The organism is Gemmobacter aquatilis (assembly GCF_900110025.1).
GTDB classification, from domain to species: Bacteria; Pseudomonadota; Alphaproteobacteria; order Rhodobacterales; family Rhodobacteraceae; genus Gemmobacter; species Gemmobacter aquatilis.
The window spans coordinates 1-9,371 of record NZ_FOCE01000026.1 but is presented as its reverse complement, the minus strand read 5'-3'; the positions used below and the strand labels follow the sequence as shown (position 1 = coordinate 9,371).

General features: G+C 59.7%; 13 protein-coding genes and 3 pseudogenes. 5 read left to right on the top strand and 11 right to left on the bottom strand.

Going from position 1 to position 9,371, the window contains the following annotated elements:
• The 7 genes and pseudogenes from BMX43_RS19235 to BMX43_RS19215 all read right to left on the bottom strand — a co-directional run.
• Positions 1 to 229: pseudogene (locus BMX43_RS19235) on the bottom strand (HTH domain-containing protein); the annotation flags it as partial.
• A gap of 107 nt (positions 230 to 336) precedes the next feature.
• Positions 337 to 1,032: a DNA-binding domain-containing protein gene (locus tag BMX43_RS19230; protein WP_091303857.1), complete on the bottom strand. Its 696-nt coding sequence runs from the start codon at positions 1,030 to 1,032 to the stop codon at positions 337 to 339.
• The gene (locus BMX43_RS19225; RefSeq protein WP_091303855.1) at positions 1,029 to 1,877 is read right to left on the bottom strand and encodes a ParB/RepB/Spo0J family partition protein; all 849 of its coding nucleotides are present in this window, start codon (positions 1,875 to 1,877) and stop codon (positions 1,029 to 1,031) included. Before BMX43_RS19225 ends, BMX43_RS19230 begins: the two co-directional genes overlap by 4 nt.
• 26 nt (positions 1,878 to 1,903) lie before the next feature.
• Entirely contained in the window at positions 1,904 to 2,248 is a 345-nt protein-coding gene (locus tag BMX43_RS19220; RefSeq protein WP_091303853.1) for a hypothetical protein, read from the bottom strand.
• Positions 2,248 to 2,739, bottom strand: a complete 492-nt coding sequence (locus BMX43_RS19620; protein WP_139201646.1) for a hypothetical protein — start codon at positions 2,737 to 2,739, stop codon at positions 2,248 to 2,250. The genes BMX43_RS19220 and BMX43_RS19620 overlap by 1 nt, the downstream gene beginning before the upstream one ends.
• Positions 2,736 to 3,239, bottom strand: a complete 504-nt coding sequence (locus tag BMX43_RS19615) for a hypothetical protein (protein WP_139201645.1) — start codon at positions 3,237 to 3,239, stop codon at positions 2,736 to 2,738. The genes BMX43_RS19620 and BMX43_RS19615 overlap by 4 nt, the downstream gene beginning before the upstream one ends.
• Positions 3,236 to 3,481, bottom strand: coding sequence for a hypothetical protein (locus BMX43_RS19215; RefSeq protein WP_091303851.1), 246 nt, complete (start codon positions 3,479 to 3,481; stop codon positions 3,236 to 3,238). Before BMX43_RS19215 ends, BMX43_RS19615 begins: the two co-directional genes overlap by 4 nt.
• Before the next feature lie 33 nt (positions 3,482 to 3,514).
• On the opposite strand from BMX43_RS19215, the gene BMX43_RS19210 reads away from it, so the two are divergent.
• From BMX43_RS19210 to BMX43_RS19200, 3 genes are all read left to right on the top strand, one after another.
• Positions 3,515 to 4,279, top strand: coding sequence for a LexA family transcriptional regulator (locus BMX43_RS19210; RefSeq protein WP_217643997.1), 765 nt, complete (start codon positions 3,515 to 3,517; stop codon positions 4,277 to 4,279).
• Between the two features lie 84 nt (positions 4,280 to 4,363).
• Positions 4,364 to 4,597, top strand: coding sequence for a hypothetical protein (locus BMX43_RS19205; protein ID WP_091303849.1), 234 nt, complete (start codon positions 4,364 to 4,366; stop codon positions 4,595 to 4,597).
• A 79-nt stretch (positions 4,598 to 4,676) separates the two neighbouring features.
• Positions 4,677 to 5,489 carry a DNA adenine methylase gene (locus BMX43_RS19200; protein WP_091303842.1) on the top strand — a complete coding sequence of 271 codons (813 nt, stop codon included), beginning with the start codon at positions 4,677 to 4,679 and terminating at the stop codon, positions 5,487 to 5,489.
• A gap of 314 nt (positions 5,490 to 5,803) precedes the next feature.
• Here BMX43_RS19200 and BMX43_RS20540 read toward each other — a convergent pair whose 3' ends face one another.
• The 4 genes from BMX43_RS20540 to BMX43_RS19180 all read right to left on the bottom strand — a co-directional run bounded on the left by BMX43_RS20540 (position 5,804) and on the right by BMX43_RS19180 (position 8,299).
• Complete coding sequence (locus BMX43_RS20540) at positions 5,804 to 6,418, bottom strand: histidine phosphatase family protein (protein ID WP_175482204.1); 615 nt, start codon at positions 6,416 to 6,418, stop codon at positions 5,804 to 5,806.
• Entirely contained in the window at positions 6,415 to 6,798 is a 384-nt protein-coding gene (locus BMX43_RS20555; RefSeq protein ID WP_175482203.1) for an LbetaH domain-containing protein, read from the bottom strand. The genes BMX43_RS20540 and BMX43_RS20555 overlap by 4 nt, the downstream gene beginning before the upstream one ends.
• A 242-nt stretch (positions 6,799 to 7,040) precedes the next feature.
• The gene (locus BMX43_RS19185; RefSeq protein WP_139201643.1) at positions 7,041 to 7,586 is read right to left on the bottom strand and encodes a hypothetical protein; all 546 of its coding nucleotides are present in this window, start codon (positions 7,584 to 7,586) and stop codon (positions 7,041 to 7,043) included.
• 245 nt (positions 7,587 to 7,831) lie between these two features.
• The gene (locus tag BMX43_RS19180) at positions 7,832 to 8,299 is read right to left on the bottom strand and encodes an NUDIX hydrolase (protein ID WP_139201642.1); all 468 of its coding nucleotides are present in this window, start codon (positions 8,297 to 8,299) and stop codon (positions 7,832 to 7,834) included.
• Positions 8,300 to 9,009: 710 nt separating this feature from the next.
• Between BMX43_RS19180 and BMX43_RS19175 the strand changes: the two are divergent.
• Both BMX43_RS19175 and BMX43_RS20065 read left to right on the top strand, forming a co-directional pair.
• A pseudogene (locus BMX43_RS19175) lies at positions 9,010 to 9,246 on the top strand (IS21 family transposase); the annotation flags it as partial.
• Positions 9,236 to 9,371: pseudogene (locus BMX43_RS20065) on the top strand (ATP-binding protein); the annotation flags it as partial. The pseudogenes BMX43_RS19175 and BMX43_RS20065, both read left to right, overlap by 11 nt.

Genomic DNA, 9,371 nt, shown 5'->3' with positions numbered 1-9,371 from the left:
GCCGCTGCTTGCGCGACTTCCCGGCCTCGGTCTTCAGCCAGCCCGACAGTTTGGCCGCAAAGGGGTCAAGTTTGCTCGGTCGCTCGGCAACCTTGAACTCAAGCTCAACCGCCCCAGACCGCAAATACTTCCTGATGGTGTTGCGCGACAACTTCGTCCGCCGCGCGATCTCCCGAATGGACAGATGCTCCCGCAATGCCCAACGCCGAATAATACTCAAAAAGGCCATGCCGATCACTCCAATGTCCCCTGCTGCCAGCAGCCAAGGGGAAGGTGTCACATGGGTCAGTTCTCAATGAAAATTACGCCGCTACCCGGGTCACTTCTGGGTGGAAATCAACAGGTTGCATCAAGCCGCCGCCGCATGGTCCGCTCCGGCAAAACCGCCAGCCCCTCTGCCACCGCGACCCGCAGCGCGCGCCGGTAGCTGGTGGAAAAGCTGGGGGCCTCGACCCGCAGGAAATCGCTTTTCAGCCGATCGAAGAATTCGGGATCGCAATCCTTGCCGCGTGGGGTCTTGCTCGCCGCCATGCGGTGCCGGGGGGCCAGCGCAGGCAGGCGGTCATCCGGGCGCACGCCCTCGACCAGCGCCAGCCAGCCCCAGACCGTCCGGGCCCCCTGCCCCGAAACCCGCGCCACCTCACGCACCGCCAGATCCCGGCCGATGGCAGGCTCCAGCGCCTCGACCTTCTGGATAATCAGCAGCCGATCCACCGCCTTCAGCTTCACGCTGTCCGGCAGGCCCTCATACCAGGCCCAGGCCTCGGCCCGATCCTGCTTCGGCTTGGCAGCCTTCGGTGCGGCAACCGCCGCCAGCAGCTTGCGCTGCGCGCGCGACGGCAGCAGGCGCCAGCTATACTCCCAGCCCCCGCCCCGGCCCGAACGGCGGCGGCAGTGTTCGGGGTGTGTCCGCCAGCCATGGCGATCAACCAGCTGATCCACGCCTTGCCGGGTGTTCGGCACATCCGGCAACCCGCTCTCGGCGAGTTCGGCGGTGGTCCACCATTCCTTTTCCGGCACCATCAGGGTCATGCACCCCTCCGGTCCAGATCGGCCAGCAGGGTGCGCAGATCATCGGCATGGTCATCAAGAAACCGGCGCTTCGCCGCCTTCGGTGCCCGTGCCCAAGCGGATTTCAGGGCCTTGAAGGCCTCATCAACCGGATCTTTGATCGGGGCTTCACCGCCCGATTTCAGGGCGCGCCGGGCCTCGGCGGCGGATTTCACCTCGCCCTCCGCCAGCAGGCGCACCACATCGTAGCGTTCCACTACCGCACCGATCTTGGCGATTTCCGTCAGGTCTTTCAGAGTGACGGGCCGAGGCGCCGCGCGCAGGGCATCCACATGATCTGGGCCAAGGCTCTCACCGGCCATCGCCAAGCGGCGAATATGCCGCTCACTGAGACCGAACTTCTCAGCAGTCGATTTAACGAATGCAACGGACATCGTGTCCGTTGCATCCCAGCGCGCCAAAGCACCCGCCACGCCCCGTTTCGTTTCCGGGTGCAGCCGCTCATAAACAGCCTTCCGGGTTGCCAGAAATACCGCCGTATCCAGCGCATTCATCTCGGCCCCGGCCAGGTTGTCGTCGATCTCCATCAGCCGCGCCCAATCGTCGGTGACATCGCTCCAGACCTTCGCCTCGACCTCATCCCAACCGAGCCGACGCGCGGCCTCCAGCCGGTGCCCACCCGCGATCAGATGCAGACTGCCGTCTTTCTTCTTGCGCACATGGATCGCGTCCTTCATCACCCCGATCTCGGCGATGGAGGCCATCAGGCTTTCCACCCCCGCCTCGGAGACCGGGCGCAGACGGTTGCGGGTGACAATATCTGCCACCCTGACCCGGTCCTGCTGCATCAATGTCGGTTGTTTCACGGTTTGGCCCCTTGATATTCCGGTCTTCAGCCCTGCCGGGAGCGGCAGGCGGCAAGGCGTTCAAGCTTGGCTTCCGCCTCTGCGATGGTGGCGAGCAGATCCTCCAGCACCGCCAAAGCGGGCCGCGCACCATCGGCGGCAGAGATCGGCAGGCAATCCAGCTGCGCCAGCGCTTCAACCAGCTGATCCACGGCGCGGGTATAAGCCTGCGTCGCCAGATCGCGCCGGACCTGCGCGATGCCCTTCTGGCGCATCGTGTCCCGGGCAATCAGCGCCCCGGCCAGCCGTGCCCGCACCTCGCGGAACTCGGCCAGCACACGGGCGGGGCCAGACGCCCCGCCCTGCGGAAATGCGGCAATCGGCTCGGACATCACAACACTCCCAGAAGGACAAAGAGGAAAACGGAGAAGGCCGAAAACCCGGCACAAGCGATCAGATCGCCGATCCAGCAGGCCTCGATCCGGTCATTCAGCGCCTTGGCCCGGCGCCAAAGACTGCGGCGCGGCACGCCCTGATCGAGGGCGTCTTGCGCACCCATCCGATCAGGGCGGCTTCCGCCGCGGCAGGGGCCAACCGACCGCTGCGAAAACGCGGGTAACACACGCCACGGTTGCGAAATCGCTTCCACCGGGGCGGGGCCGCTCCTACCATCCGAAGCACCAACAACCGGATGGAGAGAGGGAATGAAACAATATGTGCCGCTCGCGAACATGCGCGCTTCGGCAATCGAGCACCCGCTGGTCGCGCTATCGCGGGCAGAACTGTTCGACGAACTGACGGTGATCGAAGACAGGTTGCTGGAAGGGCACCCACCGCCAAAGCGCGAGCCGGATATCAACGAAGAGGCTTGGGAAACCTTCATGTCTGATTTCCTTGAGCAACTGCCTGCGGACGCCACCGGAATTTCCGGTGTTTCCCTTCGCCCTCTGCCTCGATCACCCGGCGCCAAAGCGCTTCACTGGCGCATAGGGCAAGCACTATCGGTTGTTGGCGGGCGGCTTCCTCACGGGACAGTGGATGACCCGCCAGGAGCTGTTCTGCCATCGCACGAAGTTCTGCTTCCGATGCGGCTGCGAGCCAGGCTTCAGCTTGTGCTTGGGTGTGCAAGCATTCCCATGCTCTGGGTTCGGTCACTCGACCTTGCTGGGCGGAAGCCTCTGGCACATCGACCTGCCCGGCCTGACTGACATTGCGGCCACCCGCAACATCCTCGCGCCGCTGCGCAGCGGCTGAACGCTCTTCGAACAGCCAACTCTCGCGCATAGCCCGGATCTGATGTTCGTCTGCCCGGAACGCACACGCAATTTCCGGGCAGATGAACAGCGCCACGCTGCGGCGCAGGCGGGAAAACAGGCGCATCATGCGGCCTCCTTGTTGGATTTGGGGGGACGGGGAATGGTCGCGGGCCACTCAAGATCCGCTGGCCAACGGTCAGAGAACGCCTGCATGGCGTTCTTGTATGTATCGACCCGGCAACCGTGGCCGCCTTTGAGGCGCAGGAAGAGCCGGGCGTGAACGCCACACCATTTTGCGACCGTCATGTCGGACCTATCGACATGCGCGCCGAGCAGTGAGGCAAGGGAGGTGAGGTGCGAATATTCCATGCATCAATTATGGAAATTTTCCACCATTGATCAATGGAAATTTTCCATATAAAGGAAACAGCTTATTTCCATCACACCGAGCTTGTGCGAAGGGTGTTAACGGTGCAAATTTGCACCATGTATAATCCAGTCGAAATTCTTGCTCTGATCGAAGCCCGGCGGGCTGAACTTGGTCTCAGCCAAGCAGAAGTGTGCATGCGGGCGTTCGGAAAGGCCGACAACACCGCCATTCAGAGCCTGAAAAAGGGTTCGTCGCCCGCGATAGACCGAGTTGCAGCGTTAGCCACAGCGCTTGGATTAGAGCTCTATCTTGGCCCCGTGCGTGACACAGAACACGGCCCAGAGGCGGCCAGTTCAAACGAGTTCGCCCAAATTCCCCTACACGATGCTGGGCTGGCTGCCGGAGCAGGCCTCGAAAACCACACCGAAGAGGTCGTGGACTACCTAGCCTTCCGCCGTGATTGGTTGCGAAAGACCGGCGTTGCGCCATCAAATGCCGTACTGGCCCGGGCTCGTGGCGACAGCATGCAGCCCTGCATCTGGGATGGCGATATGGTGCTGATCGACAAGTCCAAGACAGAAATCCCGGTGAGGAAACCGGGCAGCGCCCGGATCCGAAGCCCCATCTTCGCTTTTCTCGATGACGGTACCGCGCGTATCAAGCGCATCGAGCGCCCAGAGGACGGGCAAGTGATGCTCCTCTCCGACAACCCGGACTACCCGCCCCAGTTCGCAAAGATCGAAACGCTCTCGATCATCGGAAAGGTGCTGTGGTGGGGGCACACGAACAGGGAATAAGCGCGGCCCGAAACGGAGTCTCAGCGCTTCCAGAATCACCAGAGTTCCGCATATGTTCTCATTCGGAAAACGCCGGAGGACACGATGCCACACCTTCATGAGCCGCGATTTGATGATACCGGCGCCCTGTTCATCCTCAACCGCGTCATACCCGAAGGCGGCAGGCAGATCACTGTCTGCGCCTCGACCGATCTGACTGCCGTCCTGGCCGCGTGGGAGGCGGTGCAGGACCGCTATTTCCGGGACCAGCTGACCCTGCAACAGGGCGCGCGCATCATGCGCTGCCGCGATCCGATAGAGGCGTGCCGGATCTACTGACCGACAGTAGATTGATTCGGCGTGGTTTTCTTGCTAATGTTCACTTTATGTTCCCGTTCAGGCATAAAGGAACGCCGGTTTGAACCTTCCGTTAACTCCCGTTGAACCCACCCAACCCGTCGCCCCTTGGCTGGGCGGCAAGCGCAACCTCGCCAAGCGGATCTGCGCCATCATCGACGCGATCCCCTGCACCACCTATGCCGAGCCCTTTGTGGGCATGGGCGGCATCTTCCTGCGCCGCGCGCGCCAGCCCAGGGCCGAGGTGATCAATGACGCCGGGCGCGATGTGGCGAACCTGTTCCGCATCCTGCAGCGCCATTACCCCCAGTTTCTCGACACCCTGCGCTTCCAGCTGACCACCCGGGCCGAATTCAACCGGCTGGTCGAAACCAACCCCGACACGCTGACCGATCTGGAACGGGCGGCGCGCTTCCTTTACCTCCAGCGCACGGCCTTCGGCGGCAAGATCTCAGGGCGCAACTTCGGCGTGGCGCTGGACCGGCCGGGCCGCTTCAACCTGACCACACTGGAACCGATGCTGGAGGATCTGCACAGCCGCCTCGCCGGGGTGGTGATCGAATGTCTGGACTTCGGCGAGTTCATCCGCCGCTATGACAGCGCGGGCAGCTACTTCTATCTCGACCCGCCCTATTGGGGCAGCGAGGGCGATTATGGCAAGGCACTGTTCAGCCGGTCGGATTTCCAGCGCCTGGCCGACCAGCTGGCGCAGATCAAGGGCGGCTGGCTGCTGTCGATCAATGATGTGCCCGAGATCCGCGACCTGTTCGCTTGGGCGCAGATCGAAGAGGTGACGACGACCTACACCATCGCAGGCAAAGGCAAGGCCCGCGATCCCCGCGCCGAACTGCTGATCCGCGGGGGCAACCTTTGATCGCCCGGCAGGACATCCGCTGTTGCGCTTGCCGCCTGGAGGAAGCGGCCCATAGCTGCCTTCCGATCACGGCAAACACTAAAATTTGGTTGCCCCAAAGCCGCCGCTGGAAGCTGTCGCAGTGGCGTCCGAAGCGACTCATCGCCCCGCCGCGGCTAACTTCGGTGGTTCTGAACTGCCGGTTCACCCTGACTTGACAAGCGCGACTGTAGCGCGCTGCGAACTTTTGCAGTGCGTGTCATGAAGTATTGCAGCAATGCGATTTTCGGTGGCCAGGGTGATGAACGTCAGTTGAGGGACAGCTTCAAAGGCCGTTAAAGGTGATGCGAAGCCATTAGCATGACCTGTTCCCATTCAACCTGGAAGGCCTCACAATAGTCGAACGTGATTGACTTGTAGCTGGGCATTAAAGGCGTGATGTCGTCACTTAGATGTTTGAAGAGTATCAGGTGTGATGTTGTACACACGATCAGGGCACTAGCGGCGGTCGGCCGAAGCCTCGAAAGTGCGGTTTCGACGGAGCTGATGGATCTCCGCATGAAGATGAGGCCATCTTCCAGTCCAGGAATGTTCAACTCTGAGAATGAGACGGCGCCGCTTCTCCATCGCTCCATGTGCGCATTGTCTTCTGCGTATCTAACGCGCGCCTCATCAATGGGCACCCCGCTCAATCTACCCAAAGAAATTGAATGTAGGCCATCGACGAGCGTACAGCTGGCTCCCAACTTCTTGCTTGCGATCTCTGCAGTCTGCCTCGTTTGCGTATGAGCGGTGTGGAAGACATGGATCGGACCGACATTGGTGCTAAGACGTTCTCCCAAGAGTTCTGCCTGAGAAATGCCCGAGGCGGTGAGCTCCGTCCCATTTCCGCCGGGTATTCCAATCAGGTTTTTATGGCATTCAGCGTGCCGTACGAAATGGACAATCATCGCAAAACCTTCGCAGGTGCACCTATATAAACACCCGGCTCTGTGATAGATTTTGTCACCGCAGCAAGGGAACCGATTTTCGCCCAAGCTACCACGTTGCATAAGGGGTTAACGACTGCCCCCATGCCAACATGACAGCCGGCTTCAAGCGCACTTTCTGCCCCAATGTTGCACCCCGAGCCGAGTGTAACGTAGTCAGCGATGGACGCGAAGGCACCTATCGTGCAGTTGGACCCTATGATGCAGTGCGCGCCAATCCGGCATTGTGGTCCAACCACCGCGCCTGGCAGAACGATGCTGCCCAAACCCAAAGTGGAACCTGCGGCAACATGCGCGGCGGGAGAAATGATCGCCCTGCAGGGGGTTAAGCGTTCTTTCATCGCCGTTGATATCCTGAGCCGATCTTCGGTTCTGCCAATTGCCACGATACCTGGACACCTCCGCAGTACTTCTGCGGTGTCTGGACTGTGCATACCAACAAGGAGTCGCACGCCCTCGACGGGGCTTGTCGCCTTGTGATCATCCACAAATACCAAGGTAGAGATACCGAGGGTCTCGGCCACAGCGTGAACAGTCACTCCGAGCGATGAGGCTCCGATGATCACCAAACCGCAGGGATCTGTCACAGGATTGGCCCGCTCGCGATGACCTCATCGATGGTTCGGTCGACGCCGCTGAATGATAACTTCAGCAGAACCCATAGCCCCTCACCGGGAGCTTCGAGAAAAAGCTTCTTGCTTCTAAGAATATATCTGACGGCCTCTTGGGTTCCTATGCCTCGCAATCCAAAGGCCAAGAGAACAGGGCCGCTCGTCGGAACTTTCGGGTCAATTCGCTTCGCATACATGATTAGTGCATAGTCTGTCTTCACATAGTCATCTGCAATTTCGGCAGCCAATTCCTGTCCTTTGTGTCGAAGGATCGCCTTGGATGTGGCATGCATCGGGCTGGTCGTTTCGACGCGCTCGAAAGAAACCGGCACCTGCGCGCTAAATCTCTCTATCAAGGATTTGGAAAGAGTGTTTGCGATAGGGCCTCCGAGGCAGATCAGTCCGGATTCAGTGAATTCGTGGAGAGTGCGCCCTTGCTTGGGGATCACCATATCCGTCTTGATGCGTAACATGTCGAGTTCCGAGATGATCTCGGAATATGCCTGAACGTCCGTCAAGCTCACCTTCGCCAAGCTGCCTGCGCTGCCTTCCTTGGCGACAATCGCCGTCCTGACCCGTCGCTTCGGTGCCGATGACGAGAATGGTTTCCAAAAACGCCGCTCGAAGCGGAAGCTATATCTATCCTTAAGCCCGCGTGCACAATATCCCAATACACCGGAAATTGCGGAAGCTATGACGCCTGTCGCGATGGATGATGCGCATATATAATCTATGATACTCTCAATGGGCACGGCTTGAAGTCCTACGAGTTGGTGAAAGCCCCTTTATTACTTGCAAGGCGTTCAATTGCAGCGACAGTTGGCGCGTGGGTGATGGCACCGCAGTTGATCTTCGCCAGTGCGTCACCCAGGGAAATCAGCACGACTCTGCCAGAGACATGAGGCGGGATGGTCGCCCAGGCGACAAAGACGTGCGTCTTATGAATCGACACAGATAGATCCATATCGAGCGTGAACAGGTGCTTTGGCTGCGACGCTTCAAGGCCTGTTTCTTCCATGAACTCACGGGATGCCGCTTCGGCAGGCGCCTCTCCATCCATGATCTTCCCGCCGGGGAGTTCGATGGTTTCAATGTCATGCACGGAACGAAATTGCCGCACGAGTATAATCTGGCCGACCTCGGTCAGGCACGCGAGACACGCCGATTCAGGGAACCGATACACTGTATCTGCATTGATCTTGTGTTCGACCACGACTCTGTTTGCCATCATGCTGATCTCCGTGAATGTCGATGAGTTTTCATCCGCTCGCAAGCGTTTGCTGGACGGCGGGGCTTCTTAGGCAAACCTGCCTGTCTCGGGTGGGCAGCGAATGGCCGCTATCGCCGATTGCCGCGGATGCGATGCCGCAACCTCACGGGTCGTTCCCCGCCCTTCGCAACGATGGATGCAAGCAGCTACGCAAGCTCAGAACCTTCATCTCGAAGACCAAGGCAAGCTGAGGCCATTAGCGACATTCTGGCCCGTGCCTTGCCTAGCATCCTGAACCAGGATCAGCGCCACAGAATCGGCAAAATCTCTTGCATGTTCCCATCCCGCCTCAGGTTGCGAGATCCAACCTAAATATAATAAAAACAATTACTTACCATAACATGCAATCGCGTTAGTAAACTTGCGGAGAGCTTTGCATGTTCCGATCCGGCCAGGGCGCCCGATCACGGCATGTCTTGACCTGCACATGGCGTTAAATCTGCCATTTATCAGTGGCTTAAACGGTGTCCGGATCCCAGCGCAGCACCTTGCCGCACATCTTACATAAGCGCCCTTACCGGCGACCTTTGCGATTTATGCATAACATATGGCACACCCGCACAACATCCCCCGATCAACGCCTAACAATCTGTTTTAATTATACCATCCGAGATCTGCCGCCTTCGGCCGAGATCTTCCGGGTTCCTGCAGATTTATGTGTCAAACAACAGGTCCTGCACCACGATGAACAGGCTGTGCTGACCGCAGTGGAAATGGCCTTGGCGGCTGGCGTGCCCACCAAAACCCATGTGCTGAATCTGTTGCACCGGCTGGTCGATGGCAAGGTGGTTGGCGGGCCACCACTGGATACGCCGCAGGCACTGATCCTGCGCCGTGAACCCAAGGCCAATGTCGAACGCTATGACGGCCTGCGCGCCCAGATCGCAGGGGGCCGCCATGCGTCATGATCCTGCAAGTGCGGCCATCGTCATCATGCTCCGCAGCCTGAAGATGCATGGCATGTCCCAAGCCGTCACCGACCTGATCGAGCAATCCGCCCCAGCATTCGAGGCCGCCGTCCCAATGCTATCGC

Excerpts from the sequence above, each read along its gene's own strand:
- BMX43_RS19230 (WP_091303857.1), bottom strand. The coding sequence starts at position 1,032 with ATGACCCTGATGGTGCCGGAAAAGGAATGGTGGACCACCGCCGAACTC.
- BMX43_RS19220 (WP_091303853.1), bottom strand. The coding sequence starts at position 2,248 with ATGTCCGAGCCGATTGCCGCATTTCCGCAGGGCGGGGCGTCTGGCCCC.
- BMX43_RS19620 (WP_139201646.1), bottom strand. The coding sequence starts at position 2,739 with ATGAAGGTTTCCCAAGCCTCTTCGTTGATATCCGGCTCGCGCTTTGGC.
- BMX43_RS19615 (WP_139201645.1), bottom strand. The coding sequence starts at position 3,239 with ATGATGCGCCTGTTTTCCCGCCTGCGCCGCAGCGTGGCGCTGTTCATC.
- BMX43_RS19215 (WP_091303851.1), bottom strand. The coding sequence starts at position 3,481 with ATGGAATATTCGCACCTCACCTCCCTTGCCTCACTGCTCGGCGCGCAT.
- BMX43_RS19210 (WP_217643997.1), top strand. The coding sequence starts at position 3,515 with ATGGAAATTTTCCATATAAAGGAAACAGCTTATTTCCATCACACCGAG.
- BMX43_RS19205 (WP_091303849.1), top strand. The coding sequence starts at position 4,364 with ATGCCACACCTTCATGAGCCGCGATTTGATGATACCGGCGCCCTGTTC.
- BMX43_RS20540 (WP_175482204.1), bottom strand. The coding sequence starts at position 6,418 with ATGATTGTCCATTTCGTACGGCACGCTGAATGCCATAAAAACCTGATT.
- BMX43_RS20555 (WP_175482203.1), bottom strand. The coding sequence starts at position 6,798 with ATGAAAGAACGCTTAACCCCCTGCAGGGCGATCATTTCTCCCGCCGCG.
- BMX43_RS19180 (WP_139201642.1), bottom strand. The coding sequence starts at position 8,299 with ATGATGGCAAACAGAGTCGTGGTCGAACACAAGATCAATGCAGATACA.